Annotated in this window: 14 protein-coding genes; all 14 read left to right on the top strand. The window is 45.1% G+C overall.

Annotated features, from left to right (window positions below; translation table 11 throughout):
* The first annotated feature begins 104 nt into the window (after positions 1 to 104).
* On the top strand, positions 105 to 1,895 hold the full coding sequence (locus HP548_RS11415) for a sensor histidine kinase (protein WP_175381691.1): 1,791 nt from the start codon (positions 105 to 107) through the stop codon (positions 1,893 to 1,895).
* Positions 1,888 to 3,492, top strand: a complete 1,605-nt coding sequence (locus HP548_RS11410) for a response regulator transcription factor (protein WP_175381690.1) — start codon at positions 1,888 to 1,890, stop codon at positions 3,490 to 3,492. The genes HP548_RS11415 and HP548_RS11410 overlap by 8 nt, the downstream gene beginning before the upstream one ends.
* Positions 3,493 to 3,850: 358 nt before the next feature.
* Positions 3,851 to 4,834, top strand: coding sequence for an ABC transporter permease (locus tag HP548_RS11405; RefSeq protein ID WP_076291216.1), 984 nt, complete (start codon positions 3,851 to 3,853; stop codon positions 4,832 to 4,834).
* A gap of 15 nt (positions 4,835 to 4,849) precedes the next feature.
* On the top strand, positions 4,850 to 5,752 hold the full coding sequence (locus HP548_RS11400; protein ID WP_076291217.1) for a carbohydrate ABC transporter permease: 903 nt from the start codon (positions 4,850 to 4,852) through the stop codon (positions 5,750 to 5,752).
* A gap of 186 nt (positions 5,753 to 5,938) precedes the next feature.
* Positions 5,939 to 7,627 carry an ABC transporter substrate-binding protein gene (locus HP548_RS11395; RefSeq protein WP_099858550.1) on the top strand — a complete coding sequence of 563 codons (1,689 nt, stop codon included), beginning with the start codon at positions 5,939 to 5,941 and terminating at the stop codon, positions 7,625 to 7,627.
* Positions 7,628 to 8,007: 380 nt separating this feature from the next.
* Entirely contained in the window at positions 8,008 to 9,711 is a 1,704-nt protein-coding gene (locus HP548_RS11390; protein WP_076291219.1) for an ABC transporter substrate-binding protein, read from the top strand.
* A gap of 318 nt (positions 9,712 to 10,029) precedes the next feature.
* Complete coding sequence (locus tag HP548_RS11385; RefSeq protein WP_409347652.1) at positions 10,030 to 11,727, top strand: ABC transporter substrate-binding protein; 1,698 nt, start codon at positions 10,030 to 10,032, stop codon at positions 11,725 to 11,727.
* A gap of 266 nt (positions 11,728 to 11,993) precedes the next feature.
* Positions 11,994 to 14,387: a glycoside hydrolase family 95 protein gene (locus tag HP548_RS11380; protein ID WP_175381689.1), complete on the top strand. Its 2,394-nt coding sequence runs from the start codon at positions 11,994 to 11,996 to the stop codon at positions 14,385 to 14,387.
* A gap of 3 nt (positions 14,388 to 14,390) precedes the next feature.
* Complete coding sequence (locus HP548_RS11375) at positions 14,391 to 15,737, top strand: GH1 family beta-glucosidase (protein ID WP_076291221.1); 1,347 nt, start codon at positions 14,391 to 14,393, stop codon at positions 15,735 to 15,737.
* A 400-nt stretch (positions 15,738 to 16,137) separates the two neighbouring features.
* A complete protein-coding gene (locus HP548_RS11370; protein ID WP_076291222.1) occupies positions 16,138 to 16,401 on the top strand; it encodes a hypothetical protein in 264 nt (87 codons plus the stop codon).
* A gap of 317 nt (positions 16,402 to 16,718) precedes the next feature.
* The gene (cyoA, locus tag HP548_RS11365) at positions 16,719 to 17,672 is read left to right on the top strand and encodes a ubiquinol oxidase subunit II (RefSeq protein WP_175381688.1); all 954 of its coding nucleotides are present in this window, start codon (positions 16,719 to 16,721) and stop codon (positions 17,670 to 17,672) included.
* A 21-nt stretch (positions 17,673 to 17,693) separates the two neighbouring features.
* A complete protein-coding gene (locus HP548_RS11360) occupies positions 17,694 to 19,664 on the top strand; it encodes a cbb3-type cytochrome c oxidase subunit I (RefSeq protein WP_076291224.1) in 1,971 nt (656 codons plus the stop codon).
* On the top strand, positions 19,665 to 20,285 hold the full coding sequence (gene cyoC, locus HP548_RS11355) for a cytochrome o ubiquinol oxidase subunit III (RefSeq protein WP_064640614.1): 621 nt from the start codon (positions 19,665 to 19,667) through the stop codon (positions 20,283 to 20,285). It begins immediately after the preceding gene.
* Entirely contained in the window at positions 20,286 to 20,615 is a 330-nt protein-coding gene (cyoD, locus tag HP548_RS11350) for a cytochrome o ubiquinol oxidase subunit IV (RefSeq protein ID WP_076291225.1), read from the top strand. It begins immediately after the preceding gene.
* The last annotated feature ends 165 nt before the right edge of the window (positions 20,616 to 20,780 follow it).

The following is a 20,780-nucleotide window of genomic DNA, read 5'->3' as shown; positions in this document are numbered from 1 at the left end:
CTTGCAGGGCTTTTGCTGTTATGTGGTATGATGAATTGGAAGGGCAGGCGCAATATGTACTGACCTTTATATGTAAGCGCTTATAAGCGACGGAAGGTGCAGATATGTTTAGAAGGCTCATTCAAACATCCAACAATCTTAAATTAAAGCATAAATTGCTCATATCCTATGTACTTGTCGTCATGATTCCAGTACTGATTATTGGACTTGCTGTAACCGGATACTTTCGTAAGCAAGCGCTGGACAATGCAATAGGACAGACGATCAACAACGTGGAGAAGGTCAAGAGTCAGACCGCAACACTGCTGCGTGTACCCACAGATATTTCCAACATTCTGATGTTCAACAATGAATTGAAGGAAATTGTGAACAAAAGGTACGAAAGCGTTGTGGAGCTGACATCGGCGTACCTCGCATACAAAGATTTTCAGGAATACAAGCGTCTGTACCGTGAGGTTGCAGGCATTCGGTTTTACTCGACCAATCCGACGCTGATCAACAATCTGGAGTTCATTCCGGTGGACAAGCAGACCGAGGAGAGCTACTGGTACCAGAAAGCACTGCAAACGACGAGCATTGGTTGGTTCTACATTCCTGACAAGGGAGATAATCCGGTGCACAAGCTTAGTCTGGTACGTAAAGTGCCTTTTGCCGAATATCGGACCGAGGGTGTACTGATGATTGTAATCAATCAGGATGAGCTGAATGGATTGTTACGTCAGGAACCGTTCGAGACGTTGATTACGGACGAACAGGGTTATGTGGTTGCTGCCAAGAATACCGAGCTTGTAGGCAAGACGCTGGACGAGCTAGATTTTGGTGTAGATCTGCAAAACCAGGCCAAAGGTACAATTGAAGCTGATTTTCAGGGCGAGCCGTCCAACATTATCATTGATGAGATCAGTCCTGGATCGAGCATGAATAGCCTGAAGATCATTTCCGTTTTTGCCACCAAAAATATTGTCAAAGATGCGAATACCATTAGCATGATCGGTATGCTCTTTATTACGTTAGTGTTGGTCATTGCATTGTTGCTTGTATATATCATTTCATTTCTCACATCGAACCGATTGTTACGCCTTAGCAAACACCTGAATAAGCTCGCGCTGGGCGATCTTAACGTTACTTCCCGCATTGATGGAAATGATGAGATCGGGCAACTGTCCAGGCAGTTCAATTACATGGTGAAGAGCATTAATGAACTGATGACTCAAGTGGTAGAGGCAACGGAACAGAACAATCAATTGGAAATCGCGCAGAAAGAGATTAAACTGAAAATGATGGCCAGCCAGATCAATCCTCATTTTTTGTTTAATGCACTGGAGTCGATCCGCATGAAAGCCCATATCAAAGGTGAGGCGGAGATTGCCAATATTGTTAGGCTGCTAGGCAAACTGATGCGCAAGAGCCTTGAGATTGGCAACGGCAAAACGACGTTCAGAGCCGAGCTGGAGATGGTACGTTCTTATCTGGAAATTCAAAAATTCCGTTACGGTGACCGTCTTGCTTTCCAGATCCATATCGATCCGGAGGTAGAGAAGATATACATCCCTCCTTTGATTATTCAGCCTCTGGTTGAGAATGCGATTGTGCATGGTTTGGAAAATAAAGAGGGTACGGTCCGTGTGAATATAAATATTCGTTTGGTGGAGGATGTTGTTCAGGTGTGTGTCGATGATGATGGAGCAGGCATTACGCCGGAGCGTCTGGCTGAAGTGATGCAGTTCATCTGTGGACCGGAAGAACAGGAGAAGAGCCGGATTGGCATGCGTAACGTACATCAACGTTTAACGTTGACCTATGGAGAGCCATACGGGTTGCAGATTAAAAGTGTATACGGGAAAGGAACAGAGGTTTCTTTCACCTTGCCAGCAGGAGGAGACCAGCATGTATAAAGTGTTATTAGTAGATGATGAACCGAGCATACGTGAAGGACTGACAACGATCATTGATTGGGAAAAATACGGCTTTCAGGTAATTGCTACAGCTGCGAGCGGGCGTGAGGCTATTACCCGTTTCGAAGAGTTAGAACCGGACCTAACGATCATTGATATACGCATGCCCGGCATGACCGGACTGGATGTCATTGAGGAAGTGCGGCAGCACCATCCGGGTTCGCACTTTCTAATCCTGAGTGGTTACGCCGATTTTGATTATGCCAAGAAAGCCATTAGTTTTGGCGTGGATGGATATCTGCTCAAGCCGGTGGATGAAGAGGAGATTATCAGTGAGCTGGAGCGGATCTCTGTGATGCTGACACGGGAACGTGAGACACTGGCCCGCCATGCTGGTGAGGATACGGTCTACCGGGAGCATCAGATTGAAGCATTGCTTTTTGATAGTCTGGAAGGTACAGAAACGATGGAAGCAAATGCTCTAGGGTTGAACTGGTCGCAGTATCAGGTCGTGCTGCTGGAGATGCATGCCGAACCTGATTTACAGCGTGGTAGTGTGGTGAAACGCAGACTGGCGGAAACTTTTGACCAGAAAGATCGGGGCATTGTGTTTTCGTTCCATTCCGGACTGGGACTGTTATGTAAAGAGCCTATTTTGACTGTACAATCTGCCCAGCGTTTATATGATGAGTTGGAAGGGCTGCTGGGAGAGTGGAATATTCTCATGTACGCGGCAGCAGGTCAACCAGTAGACTCCACAGCAGACATCGCCCATTCCTATAATCAGGCCAACAGCATATTGGGCGGACGTTTCCTGTTCGCGGAACAACGTATTATGTTATGGAACGAAGACGAAAAGAGCAAGATTTCTTCTGCATCCATTGTTGTCAATGAGGAAGAAAGCGGTGAACCGGATGAAGCGGAGCTGGCGGACAAGCTGTATTATGCGCTCGACATTCGAAGTAGCGAGTCCGTGATGCGTGTGCTGACGGAGATGGAGGAACGACTGATTCCACATCACCAGACAGAACAGGCGATTAAGACGGCGTTCTCCCAAGTCTTTTCATTGGCGATTAACAAACTTGCAGCAACCAATCAGCATATGCAATCCCTTATGCAAGAGCATTCCGTTCTCATTACGGAGGTTTATCATCAATTAACGTTACTGGATCTCAAAGTGATGGCTGCTGAACACCTCAATCGGCTTATTCAACGCATGGGTGGAGGCAGCAAAGATACAGTACTGAAACAGATGATTGAATTTATCCGACGTAATCCGGGCGAAAATCTCAAGCTTGAGGTTCTAGCAGAGGTATTTAACTACAATAGCAGTTATCTGGGCAAGTTATTCAAAAATCATACCGGGGAATATTTCAATGCATTTCTCGATAAGGTTCGAATGGAGAAGGCAAAGGAACTGCTCGATGAAGGCTTAAAGGTGCACCAGGTTGCCGCGAGAGTGGGGTATGCCAACGTGGATTACTTCCACGGCAAATTCAAGAAGTATGTAGGGGAATCACCCTCCGCTTACAAACAAGCAAGAGAGCTTGCGAGATCACAGTCGAAGGATTCTTCAGGAGAGCCGGAACGGGAGTAGCCCATGTTTGGAGGGGAGTAGTGCCTTTTATCTTTGGGATTTCTCCTGATTAGGTAAAAACGTTTTCGAACTTATAGTCTATTGAAAGGACCCTGGAGGTCCTTTTTCTTTTTGATTTTACATAAAGTAAACGATTTCTATAAAACGTTTTCGATAATTACCATTTTCAAATTAATTTCCCTTTTAATTTCATTAATAAATAATAGACAGCGTCATTATCACTAATTTTATAGATATAATATCGGATTTTATAGGGGTATATCTAATTTTTATATGATTTTCTCTAAAATCCAGCTGGTATTTTGAAAACGCTCTATCAGGTATGATTATTTTATAAATCAGAGGAGGGGGAACGGAGATGGAAACGCTAACAGAAAAATCCGCTTCCGCGAAAAAAAGCAGTGACCCCAATCCGTCAACACAAAAACGGCGGAATAGAATTTGGGACAGCATGAAACAGCAAAAGTATCTCTATCTTATGTCATTGCCATTCGTAGCTTGGGTTTTTGTATTTAACTATCTGCCACTATGGGGATGGACGATGGCTTTCCAAAACTATAAACCAGCTAGATCATTCGGTGATCAAGAGTGGGTTGGTTTTAAACACTTTGTAGAGCTGTTCAGTGATGATCGCTTCTATCTGGTACTTCGAAATACGCTTGCAATGAGCTTGATGGGACTGGTTGTCGGTTTTATCGTGCCGATTTTCTTTGCGATTCTCTTGAATGAGATGAGAGGCATGTTCTTCAAGCGCGCCGTGCAAACGGTATCATATCTGCCTCACTTTGTATCCTGGGTCGTAGTGGCAGGGATTATTACCAAGATGCTCTCCACCGATGGCGGGATTATCAATGACATTTTGGTAAACCTAAACATTATCGATCAGCCGATCCAGTTCATGGCGAAGGGGAACTTGTTCTGGTACATTGTAACCGCTTCAGATATGTGGAAGGAAACCGGCTGGAATGCCATCATCTATCTGGCGGCCATTACCGGCATTGACCAAGAACTTTACGAAGCTTCCCGTGTAGACGGGGCGAACCGTTGGAGACAAATGTGGCATATCACGCTGCCAGGCATTCGGACTACAATCTCTGTACTGTTCATCATGTCTATCGGGCATTTGATCAGTATCGGTTTTGAGAAGCAATTTTTGCTGCAAAACAGTCTGGTGCTAGACTACTCGGAAGTGCTTGATCTATACGCGCTCAATTATGGTTTGAATATGGGACGATTCTCGTATGGTACAGCCATAGGCATATTCAACTCCGTTGTCAGTATCATCCTTCTGTTTACAGCGAACGGATTGTTCAAAAAATTCACCAAAGAAAGCATCATGTAGGGAGGGGACGACATTATGGCGAACAAAGCATTCAATGCTACTCGGGGCGATAAGCTGTTCGATATATTCAACATCCTCGCGATGACCCTGGTGCTGATTGTAACACTGTATCCATTCCTGAACGTACTGGCTATCTCACTTAATAACTCGACAGATACCGTACGTGGTGGAATTTACTTGTGGCCACGTGATTTCACATTGCAAAACTACAAAACGATTTTCCAATACGATGGATTGCTGCAAGGTTTGCAGGTATCCATTCTACGTACCATTGTAGGTACGTTGCTCGGCTTGATCAGTTCCTCAATGATCGCATTTACACTGAGTCGTCCTGACTTTAAGTTGAGAAAGTTTGTTTCCACTGCACTTGCACTCACGATGTATTTCTCCGGTGGTCTGATTCCGGTGTACATCCTGATGCGTGACCTGAACCTGATCGGTACGTTCTGGGTATATGTATTGCCAGGTATGATCAGTGCGTTTAACGTGTTCATTATCCGTTCCTTCATTGACGGCTTGCCGTATGCCTTGCAGGAATCTGCGAAGTTGGATGGCGCGAATGACTTTAAGATCTACTACAAAATCATTTTGCCGCTCTGTAAACCGGTTCTTGCAACCATCGCGTTGTTCTTGGCTGTAGGCCAGTGGAATGCTTGGTTCGATACGTACCTGTATAATGGTTCGAAGGCGCATCTGACCACGCTCCAGTACGAGCTGATGAAAGTACTGCAAAGTACACAGCAAGGCTCAGGTGCCGGACGTAACGCCAATGATATGGCTCAGCAGATGACACAGATTTCACCGGAATCCATCAAAATGGCGATCACGATCGTTGTTACGGTTCCAATCCTGATTGTGTATCCATTCCTGCAAAAGTATTTTGTAGGTGGTATGACACTGGGTGCAGTAAAAGCTTAAGCAAGTGTATACAGGCCGCCACATAGATAGAGTGGCCGTATAATAAAAGAAGCATCAGAATGCCCGAAGCGCAGCCATTTGGCCTGCGCTTCACCGTATAGGGCTGCGGAGTGGCATTCATGAAGCTATAGACAGGGACAAAAAAGTCCCGGATAGACAGACATATGAAACGGGAGGATTACCATCATGGCAAGAAACAAAATGAAGATTGCACTGGCTCCAGTGCTTGCGATGTCTTTGCTCGCAGGTTGCGGTGGAGGAAACAGCGGCGAAACGTCGTTTAAGGACACTAGCGGTGATACGTCTCCGATTACTTTTGACTTTTTTAGCGTCGATCCTAGTCCGAACTGGAACGGTATGAAGGATGAAGTAGGGAAGGTCCTTACAGAGAAAACAGGAGTAACCCTTAACGGTGAGTTTGCCGTCAGTGGTGGTCAGGATAAAGTATCCTTAATGGCAGCGAGCGGAGACTATCCCGATATCGTGTCACCCAAAGGAGAGCTAAGCAAGCTCGTGGATGCTGGGGCAATGGTCGATCTGACTGATCTGATCGAGCAATATGCTCCCAATTTGAAGAAGCTGTATGGTAATTACATGGACCGGCTGAAATATAGCAACGAAGATCAAGGGATTTATGTGCTGCCTACGTATTATGCGGTAGACCAGAAGTATTTTGATGCAGGTGGCGGATTTGGGATTCAGCAGCGTGTGTTGAAAGAGCTGGGATACCCTGAAGTTCGTACACTCCAGGATTATGAGAATGTACTGAAAGCATACAAAGAGAAACATCCAACAATTGACGGTCAACCAACGATTCCGTTATCCCTGGACGCAGATGACTGGAGAATCATGATTACGGTAACGAATCCGGGCTTCCAGGCAACAGGGGCTCCGGATGACGGCGAGTACTATATTGATCCTGAGACATATGAGGCAAGTCTGCATTACAAACGTCCAGAAGAGAAAGAGTATTTCCGTTGGTTGAACCATATGTACGCAGAAGGACTGCTCGATCAGGACAGCTTCGTACAGAAAACGGATCAATACAAATCCAAAATTGCAAGTGGACGTGTACTAGGTGTCATTGACCAAGATTGGGGTTATTCCGATGCGGAGAACGCATTGAAAGCAGCGGGTAAAGATGAAGCGACATATTCACACTTCCCGGTAACTCTGTCTAAAGATATCAAGGATCATTCCTTCCAGGACCCTGGTTTTGTATCTGGATGGGGTGTAGGGATTACAACATCGAATCCAGACCCGGTTCGTACAATTAAATTCTTTGATTACCTAGCTTCTGAGGAAGGCCAAGTGCTGATGAACTGGGGGATTGAAGGTAAGCAGTACGAAGTGAAAGATGGTAAACGTGTTATTCCGGCGGATATTCAGGACCAAAAAACGAATAATGCTGCCGTATTCCAGAAAGAAACAGGTATTGGCCTCTATACCAATATGTCTGGTCACTATGGAGATGGCGTTAAAGATTCCACCGATAACTATTACACAACGAATTTCCCTGAGCAGATTGTAGCGGCCTATTCCGATGCGGAGAAAGAGACACTCAAAGCATACGGCGCAACAACGTGGAAAGATCTGTTCCCAAGTGAAGATGAGTTCCCGGTTAAACCATGGGGAGCAGCGTACAATATGCCGACTCCAGGTGACTCGAATTACAACGTTATTTTCCAAAAAACACAGGATATTATCCGTAAACGGATCCCAGAAGCAATCCTCAGTTCACCAGAGCAATTTGATGCCATCTATGACGGTATGATTGCTGAACTTAACAAAGCAGGAGCAGAGGACATGGAAAAACAATACACCGAGCTGGTGCAAAGCCGTGTTCAATTGTGGAGCGGTGAAGAGAGCAAGTAATACGTTTTAGCAGAATAGTTTTTTCGAAAAAAAGGGCCCAGGAAACTGAGTTCTTTTTTATACCTAAAACGTTTTCTAAAAAACGTTTTCAATTTTGTAAATTCGCTATTGACAAGGACTTTTAGAGGGATTATTATTCAAATATGAAAGCACTTTCATTACTGATTTATCAAGGCATGTACACGAATCTTTTCAGTCAAAAGGAGTAAGGATTGGTCCTCAAATTACTGGATAGAGTGAGTCTTTTTCACTTCATTTAGAAAACGCTTTTTATGTTATAAAATCAAACGTTTTACAATCAGAATCACCCGATTACGGTATGTGCAGGTCAGCCTGTTCTACAATAGATAGCTTCATTTTATCCATAAGGGGGATTACACATGAAGGGCAAAACACCAAAAACATTCGCAATGCTTCTGTTAGCCAGCGCTCTTGCCATTACAGCAGGATGCAGTGGTAGCGGAGGAGGAACTACGGCTTCTGAGACACCAACGGACACTGGTGATACGACCAGTCCAATCACCTTTACGTTCTTTGGTGCTGACGCAAGTCCAAACTGGAACAATATGAAGGACGCAGTCGGCCAAGAAATTACGAAACAAACAGGTGTTACAATTGAAGCGGAGTATGATGTGAATAATGGTGGCGACCAGAAGATACCTTTGATGGCTGCCAGCGGTGATTACCCTGATATTATCTATCCTAAAGGTAACTTGTCTAAGCTTGTGGATGCAGGCGCGATGCTTGACCTGACCGATCTGATTGATCAATATGCACCAAACCTGAAGAAAATCTATGGGGACCAGATGAACCGTCTGAAATACAGTTTGGAAGATCAGTCCATTTACACAATCCCAACGAACATGGGTGTAGATAATGTTGCGTTTGACGCTACAGGCGGATTTGAGATTCAGCAAAAGGTATTGAAAGAACTTGGCTACCCAGAAGTAAAAACGCTTGAGGATTATGAGAAAGTACTGAAAGAATACTATGCTAAACATCCAACTATTGACGGACAGCCGACCATTCCGCTGACTCTGAATGCAGATGACTGGAAAATTATGATTACTGTAACGAATCCAGCCTTCCAGGCAACCGGTGGACCGGATGACGGTGAATATTACATTAACCCTGAAACGTATGAAGCGGTGCTGCACTATAAACGTCCAGAGGAAAAAGAATACTTCCGCTGGTTGAACAAAATGTACAATGAAGGCATCCTGGACAAAGATACATTTGTGCAGAAGGATGACCAATATAAATCCAAAATCGCAAGCGGTCGGGTACTGGGACTGATTGACCAGGAATGGAACTATGGCGAAGCTGAGAATGCATTGAAATCAGTGAACAATGGCGAGAATACGTACGCTCACTTCTCTGTATCCCTCAACAAGGATATTGTGGACCATACATTCCAACCAACCGGATTTGATGGATACGGCATCGGTATTTCCACAACTGCGAAAGACCCTGTACGTATTATCAAATTCATGGATTGGCTCGCCTCGGATGAAGGTCAGGTGCTGAGAAACTGGGGTATTGAAGGCCAACACTACAATGTTGAAAATGGCAACCGTGTCATCCCTGCTGATGTGCAGGATCGCAAAGTCAATGACAACTCGGCGTTCACCAAAGAAACAGGTATCGGAATGTACAACATCTTCAGTGCTAGATACGGCGATGGTGTCAAAGATTCCACAGGTAACTACTACACAACGAACTTCCCTGAACAGATTCAAGCAGGTTATACTGCCGCAGAGAAGGAAACATTGAAAGCCTATGGCATTACAACGTGGAAAGATTTCTATCCTTCTGAAGATGATTTGAAGTTGAAAGATTGGGGCGCAGCATATAATATGCCAGTACCTTCGGATACGGATTATAACGTAGCGTTCCAGAAAACACAGGATATTGTCCGCAAACGTATTCCTGAAGCGATCCTTGCCAAACCTGAGAACTTCGATAAAGTGTATGATGATCTCCTTGCTGAGCTAGATAAAGCTGGTGCGGTAGAGATGGAGAAACAATACACCGTTTGGATCAAAGAACGCGTAGCTCTGTGGACAGGTAAAGACGTGAAATAATAGTGAAAACAAGACATAATATATGATCATTTTCATAGCAAAAAAGGTCCCTCGAAAGGGGCCTTTTTTGTTGTTGACGAAAGGGATAGGATAGCATATAATCGTTAATGTAAGCACTTTCAGTAAGCGTTTTAAATTATTTTACGAAAACGTTTTACGTATTTTGAAGAGAGTTTTAAGAGTTTAGGTTTTGAGAAAAAAGAGTACAAAATTAAATATTTAGTAAGCGCATACAGAAATGTGTCTTACGAGCGGTATCCTCAGGCTTAAAGCCTGTTATACAGATAAAACCTTCATAAATAATAGGGGGACTAGACAATGAGAGGCAAAATGAAAGGCAATACACCCAAGACGTTTGCAATGTTGATGCTCGCAAGTGCAATGCTGGTTACAGCTGGCTGCGGAAATTCGGGAAGCAAAGAAACCTCCGAGTCCAGTGGAACCGAACCGGTTACCATTACATTCTTTGGTGCGGACGCCAGTCCAACCTGGAACAAAATGCAGGATGCAGTCGGTAAAGAGATTACCAAGCAAACAGGCGTTACAATTGAGGCTGAGTATGATGTGAACAATGGTGGCGATCAAAAAATTGCGCTTATGGCTGCTAGTGGTGAGTACCCTGATATTGTTTTTCCAAAAGGTAACTTGTCTAAACTTGTGGATGCAGGCGCGATGCTAGACCTGACCGATCTGATTGAGGAGCATGCTCCAAACCTGAAAAAAATATATGGGGACCAGATGAACCGGCTGAAATACAGTTCGGAGGATCAGGCCATTTATACAATCCCAACAAATATGGGTGTTGATAATGTTGCGTTTGACGCAACAGGCGGATTTGAAATTCAGCAAAAAGTACTGAAAGAGCTCGGATACCCTGAAGTGAAAACACTTGAGGATTACGAGAATGTATTGAAAGAATATGTGAAAAAACACCCAACAATTGATGGACAGCCGACTATTCCATTGACGCTGAATGCAGATGATTGGAAGATTATGATTACGGTAACGAACCCGGCATTCCAGGCAACAGGAGCACCGGATGATGGAGAATATTACATCGATCCTGAGACTTATGAAGCCACGCTCCATTACAAACGTCCAGAGGAAAAAGAATATTTCCGCTGGTTGAATCATATGTACAATGAAGGACTGCTGGACAAAGATACATTTGTGCAGAAGGATGACCAATATAAATCCAAAATTGCAAGTGGCCGTGTACTCGGTCTGATTGACCAAGAGTGGAACTACCAAGAAGCTGAAAATGCACTCAAATCAGCGGGCAAAGATGACAGCACATATGCTCACTTCTCTGTATCTTTGAACAAGGACATTGTGGACCATACATTCCAACCAACTGGATTTGACGGATATGGTATCGGAATCACAACTTCTGCCAAAGATCCGGTTCGCATTATCAAATTCATGGACTGGCTCGCTTCGGACGAAGGTCAAGTGTTAAGAAACTGGGGTATTGAAGGCCAACACTACAATGTAGAAGATGGTCAACGGGTGATTCCTCAAGATATCCAGGATCGTAAAACCAATGACAACTCCAACTTCACCAAAGAAACAGGAATCGGGATGTACAGCGTGTTTAGTGCCAGATACGGTGATGGTGTGAAAGATTCCACGGATAACTATTACACAACGAACTTCCCTGAGCAGATCCAGGCTGGTTATACGGCTGCAGAGAAAGAAACGTTGAAAGCCTATGGTATTACAACATGGAAAGAATTCTATCCTTCTGAAGATGAGTTGCAACTGAAAGATTGGGGCGCAGCATACAACATGCCTGTACCTTCAGGTACAGATTATGAGGTAACTTTCCGAAAAACACAGGATATCGTGCGCAAACGTATTCCTGAAGCTGTTCTGACAACAACTGCGAACTTTGATAAAGTATATGATGATTTCCTCGCTGAGTTGGACAAAGCCGGCGCAGTTGAAATGGAGAAACAGTATACCGTTTGGGTTAAAGATCGTGTTTCCCTGTGGACAGGTAAAGACGTAAAATAACTTATGTTTTAATTGAATAGGCGGAGATACAAAAAAGACCCTGAGATAGGGTCTTTTTTTGCTGCCATGTGATGTTTAACATTGACGCAAATTTCGAAATCAAATATAATTTGCTTACTGTAAGCACTTTCAGATAAACGAAGAATTAGCCTTATAGGTAAGCGGGTTAGAAACAAGTAAAACAACATTTATAGTGATTATTTAGTTATATCGAAAACGTTTTAGTAATGATTGAAAAATAGCTGATTCATGAACAGGAGTTATCTATGTCCCCATTTAATGAGAGAACAAAAGAAAATCGTCTGTGGTACCGTCAGCCCGCTACTCGCTGGGAAGAGGCGTTGCCTATCGGTAATGGTCGCCTTGGCGGTATGGTGTACGGTGGAGCAGCGGATGAACAAATCCAGCTGAATGAAGATACATTGTGGTCCGGATTTCCGCGCGACACCATTCAGTACAGCAGTCAGCGGTATCTGAAGCAGACCCGTGAACTGATTATGTCCGGGCAGTATAGCGAAGCTGAACAATTGCTGAACCGCGAAATGCTGGGACGTGATGTGGAAGCTTATCAGCCGATGGGCCACTTTAAGTTGCAGCACGATGAACTGGATGGGAATACGTACGATGAGTTTGAGCGGGAGCTGAATCTCCACACCGGCATTACAACAACGAAGTATTCATATAAAGGCATTCATTATGTACGTGAAGTATATGCCAGTGCGCCAGATGATCTCATGATCTGTACCATCACTGCTGATCGTGAGGGATCTGTAAACGTAAGTGTTACGTTGGACAGTCCACATCCTTATCATGTTCAGGCTTCGGGCGATGCACTTACTTTGTTCAGTCGCTGTCCGAGTCATGTTGAATCGAATTATTTCAGGGATCATCCGGAGTCTGTCATCTACGAAGAAGATCGGGGAACGGCTTATGCTGTGCAATTGGCCGCAACTGCGACGGGAAAAAATTTCGAAATATCGGTTATGGATGGGAAACTTCATATTGAGGGAGCGGACCAGGTTGTTTTTTATCTGGCAGCGGCGACTGCTTTTGAGGGCTATGATGTGACGCCTGTTAAGGATAGTATGCTTCTAGATCAGGAGTGCAGTGAGGTAATCACTAAAGCGATGGCTCATGGCATAAAGGTTCTTCGGGAGCGACATGTAATGGATCATGGAACTTTATTTTCAAGAGTATCAATTGATCTTGGCGCATCAGCCAACGAAGAATTACCTACAGATGAGCGACTGCAAGCTTACCAGGCTGGAGCCGATGATCCCGGCCTGGAGGCACTCTATTTTCAGTATGGCAGATATCTGTTAATGGGTAGTTCACGTGAAGGAAGCCAGCCAGCGAATCTGCAGGGAATCTGGAACCATCAGGTGGAGCCGCCTTGGCACAGTGATTACACGATTAATATCAATACGGAGATGAATTACTGGCCGGCAGAAGTATGCAATCTGAGCGAATGCCATGAGCCACTGTTTGGTCTGTTGGAGGATTTAAGCGATACCGGAAGAAGGACGGCGCGCATTTTGTACGGAGCACGCGGCTGGACAGCCCATCATAATGTGGATATTTGGAGAACATCCACGCCTACAGGCGGAGACGCAAGTTGGGCGTTCTGGCCAATGGGTGGCGTGTGGTTGACTTCACATCTATGGGAGCATTATCTGTTTACTCGTGATCAGCAGTTTCTCGCGGAACGCGCGTATCCAATCATGAAGGAAGCGGCGCTCTTCTGTCTGGACTGGCTGGTAGAGGGGCCAGACGGATATCTGGTTACCGCTCCATCAACCTCTCCGGAGAACAAGTTCCTTACTGAGGAAGGAGAGGCTCGCAGCATCTCCATGGCTTCGACGATGGACATGACATTGATTCGTGAGTTGTTCGATCGATGCATTGAGGCAACCAAACAACTGGATGTGGATCAGCAACTGGCGAACGAGTGGAGCGAGGCACGTAGCAAGCTCTATCCATTCCAGATCGGAAGCGAGGGGCAACTGCAGGAATGGTTTAAGGATTTTGCTGAATCCGAACCGGGGCATCGTCACGTCTCCCATCTGTATGGTCTATATCCGGGGGAGCAGATCAATCGACTGGATACGCCGGAACTGGTGGAAGCAGCACGAGTGTCACTTGAACGTCGTATCTCACAAGGTGGCGGGCATACAGGTTGGAGCTGTGCCTGGTTGATCAATCTGTATGCGAGGCTGCTGGATAGCAAGCTTGCACATCAGTTTGTCCGTACGCTGCTGGCTCGATCCACGCATCCTAATCTGTTCGATGATCATCCGCCGTTCCAGATCGATGGCAACTTTGGTGGCACTGCCGGTATTGCCGAGATGCTGTTGCAAAGCCACTTGGGTGAATTACATCTGCTGCCAGCGCTGCCTGTGCATTGGGCGAGTGGCAGTGTGAAGGGACTTCGGGCACGTGGTGGATACACGGTGGCAATCGAGTGGACAGAGGGCAGACTCTCAAGTGCCGAAATTAAGGCTGATCACACTGGTTCGATAACCATTCGGAGTGCATGCCCACTGCGTGTGGAAGGAAACGATCAGGTCAAGGCGCAGCTTACACCTCAGGGTGATTATGTAGTTATTTTAACCGTGACCGCAGGACAGATGATCCGCGTGTCATATGAGACGGAGGAGTAAACGATGACAATTTTTCAATTCCCACAAGATTTCCGCTGGGGAACAGCAACAGCTTCTTATCAAATAGAAGGGGCAGCGCAGGAAGGTGGACGCGGGGTATCGATCTGGGATACGTTTGCCCGTACGCCCGGCAAAGTTTTTAATGGAGACAATGGTGATGTGGCTTGTGACAGTTACCACCGTTACGAGGAAGACATCGAGCTGATGAAAAAGCTTGGGATCAACACCTACCGATTCTCCATCGCCTGGCCGCGTATTATTCCTGATGGAGATGGCGAGATCAATCGGGAAGGATTGGATTTCTATCATCGATTCGTGGATAAGCTGCTTGAAGCAGGAATCGAACCTTTCTGTACACTGTATCATTGGGACCTGCCTCAGACACTTGAGGATATCGGAGGTTGGGGCAATCGCAGGACGGTGGATGCATTTGTAAAATATGCTGAAGTTATCTTCAAGGAGTTTTCTGGAAAAATTAATTTCTGGCTGACTTTCAATGAACCATGGTGTATTGCGTTTTTGTCCAACCTGCTTGGCATTCATGCGCCAGGAAATAAGGACCTGCAAACATCCATTAATGTTGCTCATGGATTGCTCGTTGCTCACGGTAAAGCCGTTCAATCGTTCCGTCGCTTAGGCACAACAGGACAGATTGGTATTGCACCCAATGTATGCTGGGCTGAGCCTTACAGCAAATCTCCAGAAGATCAGGCAGCCTGCGACCGTTCCATTGCACTGAATACCGATTGGTTCCTAGACCCGATCTACAAAGGATCGTATCCACAATTTATGGTGGACTGGTTCGCAGAAGCTGGAGCTACCGTCCCAATTCAAGAAGGCGATATGGAAATCATCTCGCAACCCATTGATCTGTTGGGCATTAACTATTACACCATGGGAATCAATCGTTTCAATCCAGAGGCGGGTGCATTGCAATCCGAAGAGGTGGATATGGGACTTACCAAGACCGATATTGGCTGGCCTGTGGAATCACGCGGACTGTATGAGTTCATGCACTATTTGCAAAAGTACGGAAATGTGGATGTCTACATCACAGAAAATGGAGCTTGCATCAATGATGATTTGGAAAACGGTAAAATCAATGATGATCGCCGGATTGCATACTATGAGCAGCATTTGGCCCAAATTCATCGGATTATCAATGACGGCATTAATCTGAAAGGGTACATGGCTTGGTCTTTGATGGATAACTTTGAGTGGGCGGAAGGATACCGTATGCGCTTTGGTCTTGTGCATGTGGATTACCGTTCGCTGGTTAGAACACCTAAAGAAAGTTTCTATTGGTATCAGAATGTGATCAAAAATAATTGGGTGGAAACACGAATTTAGGCTGCTCTTCAATGTTGAGGAAGTAACGTTGTGAACTTATCTTTAAATAAGTAATTTAACGTTAGTTCAATTGTTAAATGCAGGGACAAACGTGTTTAATTAGATAGAAGGCGGTACATCGGAAATCCGATGCACCGTCTTTTTTTGTTATTTAATTTCAGCGAAGAGAGCACATGTTCATGAAGGTTTCATAAGGTCTGGGCTGTTTCATGTTATGAGAAGAGCGTTTTTGGGTTATAAGAAGTAAGAAGAAGTGATCTGGTCCTTGTCAACAGTTAAAATACAAATAAAGTGTCCAAATTGCGAAAGAAATTTGAACATTTGTTGACTAAAAATCATACTGATGTGGTATATTGGTATAAGGAAAGCACTTACAAAAAGGGAAAAGGAAGTGTTTACTATGGCATCGAAGACAGCAATGGTAAGCCAATTGGAGCGCAAAGATAAAAATATGCGGCGTGCAGTGTTAACGATGACAGTTCTGGCTTGGGTTGCCCTCATTACGGGAGTAATCATGTGCCTGATTAACCTGAATGATTTTAATGATCGTAACCTCGGATTAATGGTGGGTATCGGTTTCTTGGTGGGTAGTGTATTTATTTACGTAATTGCCAAATCGATTGGACTTGTTCATACACGCCGGGAAGACGAAGGCGCCGATTAAATAATCTAGCGTTGTTTCGTTCATAATAAGACTGGATGAGCTCCCGGAATCCCAGTCAATAAAGCCCTTTGCGGATTCGTTGATACTGTTCAACGGGACTGCAAAGGGTTTTATTTTGTGACTTGAAGTGTAAAGATTACAATGAGGAAATATCAAGTGTGCAAGCGATTTGTGAGAAAAAATTCACACATTTAAGGTGCAAAATCGACAAATTTGTTAACATGAACAAAAAAGTTGCTCATTTCTGATATCTTTAGAAGGAAGAGAGTAGTATACTGTTTTTTCAGTATGAGCGAATTTAAGGAGAGGGGATCAAGATGAACAAGAAACCTAGGTCGCTAATTCGGATAATCATTCCGGTTGTCCTGACGTTGGTTACAATTGCATTGATTGTCTGGCCAATGCTGGCAGGCGGGCAGTACGTTGTTCTGGATCCGAAAGGGCCTATTGGCGCTTCGCAGAGAGATTTGATTGTCATTTCGACAATTCTGTGTGCAGTCGTTATTGTGCCTGTATTGATTTTGTCTGCTGTAATTGTATGGCGTTACCGCGACAAACCGGACAATAAATCTGCTTATGAGCCTAACTGGTCTCATAGCACTAAAGCGGAGGCTATCTGGTGGACCATTCCGATCATTATTATTGGGTTGTTGGCGGTTGTAACCATTCGCTACACCTATGATCTGGAACCTTCGAAGCCATTGGCTTCCGAGAAAGCACCGGTGACCATTCAAGTATCTTCACTGGACTGGAAATGGCTGTTTATGTATCCGGAGCAAGGTATTGCAACGGTCAACACGTTGAATATCCCGGCAGACCGGCCCGTAAAATTTGAGCTCACCGCGGATTCACCGATGAACTCGTTCTGGATTCCGCAGCTTGGTGGACAGATTTATACAATGTCGGGTATGGCGATGACCTTGTACTTGCAAGCTGATCATGAAGGTCAATATTGGGGTTCAGGTGCCAACTTTACCGGAGAACACTTCGCCCAAATGCGTTTTGACGTCAATGCCACATCGGAGGAAGACTTCAATAAATGGGTGACTGAAGTGAAACAACAATCCCAACCGCTGACGCAAGAAACGTATAAAACACTGGCGGAACCGGGAACAAGCAATGTAGCTTATTATTCTTCCTTCCCTGAAGGACTGTTCCAAGACATCGTGACCAAGTATGTTATTGACGGTCAAAGTGCTCACAGCAAGCACGGTGAAGCTTCAGGTGTCAAAGAGATTACTACGCAAGACGTGGACAAGAGTGCTAACTAAAGATTCGAAAGGAGGCCCCCAATGTTAGAGAGACTTAAGGAGTTTGCATCGGAGTTTTTCGTTACCGGTGATCCGCTGATTTATGGTGCGGACGTGGCGATCGGAATTACGATGATTACCATCGTAGCGGTGCTGACTTATTTCAAAAAATGGGGCTGGCTCTGGCGTAACTGGTTAACTACCGTCGATCACAAAAAGATCGGTATTATGTATATTATTGCTTCCATAATCATGCTTTTCCGTGGTGGTGTGGATGCACTGATGATGCGTCTTCAGCTAGCTATGCCTAACATGGATTTCTTACATCCCGAGCATTATAATCAGGTCTTTACGACTCACGGTACCATCATGATCCTATTCATGGCGATGCCGTTTATGTTCGGTTTATTTAATGTTATTGTACCGCTTCAAATCGGGGCAAGGGACGTTGCGTTCCCATTCCTTAATGCACTAAGCTTCTGGTTATTCTTCCTGGGAGCAATGCTGTTCAACCTGTCTTTCGTTATCGGTGGTTCACCGGACGCAGGCTGGCTCAGTTATCCACCTTTATCGGAGCTATCGCATAGCCCGGGGGTGGGACAAAACTTCTATATATGGGGTATTCAGATTTCGGGTATCGGTTCCCTGGCTACCGGTATCAACTTCCTGGTTACCATCATTAAAATGCGTGCGCCAGGCATGAAATGGATGAAAATGCCGATGTTTACATGGTCGGTATTCTCCACTTGTATTATCATTCTGTTTGCATTCCCAATCTTGACAGTGACACTTGCATTGCTCTTCCTCGACAGGTTTGCGGGGGCGCATTTCTTCACACTTGATCTGGGCGGTAATCCGATGATGTATATCAACTTGATCTGGATGTGGGGTCACCCTGAGGTATATATCGTTGTCTTGCCGGCATTCGGCGTGTTCTCCGAGGTTGTAAGTACATTCTCGAAGAAAAAATTGTTTGGTTACAAATCAATGGTATTTGCGATGCTGATCATTAGCTTCCTGTCCTTCTTTACATGGGCGCATCACTTCTTCACGATGGGCTCGGGAGCAGACGTCAATGCATTCTTCGCCGTTACCACGATGTTGATTGCCATACCAACAGGGGTTAAGATATTTAACTGGCTGTTTACCATGTTCCGAGGAAGGATACGCATGGATACCCCGATGCTATGGACAATAGCATTTATACCATGCTTTATCGTCGGGGGGATGACGGGGGTTATGTTGTCCGTTGCACCTGCTGACTTCCAGTTCCACAACAGTTACTTCCTGATTGCCCACTTCCACCAAGTATTGATCGGTGGTGTAGTATTCGGATACTTTGCAGGTCTGTACTACTGGTGGCCTAAAATGTTTGGATTCCAACTACCTGAAAAACTGGGTAAATGGGCTTTCTGGACTTGGAATATCGGTTTCTATGTCTGCTTCATGCCGCAGTACGCTGTCGGTTTGATGGGTATGACACGTCGTCTGAGCACCTATGGCTGGGATACTGGCTGGTGGGAACTGAACTTTGTATCCACAATCGGGGCATTCCTGATGGGTGTCGGATTCTTGTTCCAGGTTGCACAAATCGCAGACGGTATTCGGAAATACAAAACACTCAAAGCTTCTGGCGACCCTTGGGGTGGTCGTACGCTCGAGTGGTCGATTCCTTCACCTGCTCCTGAATATAACTTCGCCATTACACCGCGCGGAGATGATATTGATGAGTGGTGGGAAGAGAAAGAACGTCGTGCCAAAGGAATTTATCCACCTGAACAGCCGCTTGAGCCGATTCATATGCCTAAGAATTCCGCGATTCCGTTCATCATGTCTATATTCTGGTTCATCGCCGGTTTCGGCTTTGTATTCGGATGGCTGTGGATGGCGATTCTTGGACTCGCTGGCGTAGGAATTTGCATGATCGCTCGTTCATTCTCATACGATACGGATTATTATATTCCGGTTGACGAAATTAAGCGTACCGAAGCGTCGTTAAGGGGGTCGGTATAAATGGCTCAAGCAGCCGCGAAGCACGGTCATGACCATGCACATGATCATGACCATGGTCACCATGACCCGCAAGAATTGAAAATACTCGGATTCTGGTTCTTCCTGATTTCCGACGTTATCCTGTTCTCCGTATTGTTCGCAACCTTTATTGTGTTGCGTGACAATACGGCGGGCGGACCAGTTTTGTCTGAATTGATCAAAATGCCTGGCGTTATTGCCGAAACATTTATTTTGCTCACAAGTTCATTCACAAGTGGACTTGCAGTTCTTGCCATGAATCAGGGCAAGGTGAAGCAATTGATCAGCTGGCTGGCAGTTACAGCTGTTCTGGGTGCGAGCTTTATCGCCCTGGAAGTAACGGAGTTTATTGAGCTGATTCACGAAGGGTTCAGTTATACAACGAGTGCAGCTTCTGGTGCATTCTTCACCCTTGTGGGTACTCACGGACTTCACGTATCTCTCGGTCTGATCTGGATGATCGGATTGATGCTGCAACTGAAAAAACGTGGAATTACCGATGTAACTCGCGGTAAAATCAACGTAATCAGCTTGTACTGGCACTTCTTGGACGTCGTCTGGATTTTCCTCCTGTCGATCGTCTATCTGATGGGGGTGATGTAGATGGCAGAGCATAACTCACATGAGTCCCATGGCCACGAACAGCATGGTTCACTCAAGTCCTATGTCATCGGCTTCATTCTGTCCGTTGTCCTGACCATTATCCCTTTGGTAGTGGTTCTGAATGACATGATGGGCAGAACAGCAGCGCTGAGTGTCGTTCTGGTAACAGCAGGACTTCAGTTTGTGGTTCAACTCTTCTTCTTCATGCATATCCGTGAATCGGAGAAGCCACGCTGGAATGTAATGGCTTTGATCTTTGGTCTGTTGATCATGTTGACCATCGTTATTGGTTCCATCTGGATCATGTTGAACAATACAGTTGCACATTAAGTTTTAGGCAATAGCTTAAGGGATCTCCCGACTTTATTTAAAAGTCGGGAGATTTTTTTTTACCCTATTTGATTGCACGCAGTGCGGGTAGAATAAGGTAAGGGATAGACGAGTTCCAAAAAGTCGAAAATAATGTCGAAAAAAGTTCTTGATTTTTCTTCTCGA

The organism is Paenibacillus taichungensis, from assembly GCF_013359905.1.
Classification (GTDB): Bacteria; Bacillota; Bacilli; order Paenibacillales; family Paenibacillaceae; genus Paenibacillus; species Paenibacillus taichungensis.
Note: the sequence above shows the minus strand (reverse complement) of the source record. Positions and strands in the feature narration are given on the sequence as shown.

Coding starts and splice junctions, on each gene's coding strand:
- HP548_RS11415 (WP_175381691.1), top strand. CDS start 105: ATGTTTAGAAGGCTCATTCAAACATCCAACAATCTTAAATTAAAGCAT.
- HP548_RS11410 (WP_175381690.1), top strand. CDS start 1,888: ATGTATAAAGTGTTATTAGTAGATGATGAACCGAGCATACGTGAAGGA.
- HP548_RS11405 (WP_076291216.1), top strand. CDS start 3,851: ATGGAAACGCTAACAGAAAAATCCGCTTCCGCGAAAAAAAGCAGTGAC.
- HP548_RS11400 (WP_076291217.1), top strand. CDS start 4,850: ATGGCGAACAAAGCATTCAATGCTACTCGGGGCGATAAGCTGTTCGAT.
- HP548_RS11395 (WP_099858550.1), top strand. CDS start 5,939: ATGGCAAGAAACAAAATGAAGATTGCACTGGCTCCAGTGCTTGCGATG.
- HP548_RS11390 (WP_076291219.1), top strand. CDS start 8,008: ATGAAGGGCAAAACACCAAAAACATTCGCAATGCTTCTGTTAGCCAGC.
- HP548_RS11385 (WP_409347652.1), top strand. CDS start 10,030: ATGAGAGGCAAAATGAAAGGCAATACACCCAAGACGTTTGCAATGTTG.
- HP548_RS11380 (WP_175381689.1), top strand. CDS start 11,994: ATGTCCCCATTTAATGAGAGAACAAAAGAAAATCGTCTGTGGTACCGT.
- HP548_RS11375 (WP_076291221.1), top strand. CDS start 14,391: ATGACAATTTTTCAATTCCCACAAGATTTCCGCTGGGGAACAGCAACA.
- HP548_RS11370 (WP_076291222.1), top strand. CDS start 16,138: ATGGCATCGAAGACAGCAATGGTAAGCCAATTGGAGCGCAAAGATAAA.
- cyoA (WP_175381688.1), top strand. CDS start 16,719: ATGAACAAGAAACCTAGGTCGCTAATTCGGATAATCATTCCGGTTGTC.
- HP548_RS11360 (WP_076291224.1), top strand. CDS start 17,694: ATGTTAGAGAGACTTAAGGAGTTTGCATCGGAGTTTTTCGTTACCGGT.
- cyoC (WP_064640614.1), top strand. CDS start 19,665: ATGGCTCAAGCAGCCGCGAAGCACGGTCATGACCATGCACATGATCAT.
- cyoD (WP_076291225.1), top strand. CDS start 20,286: ATGGCAGAGCATAACTCACATGAGTCCCATGGCCACGAACAGCATGGT.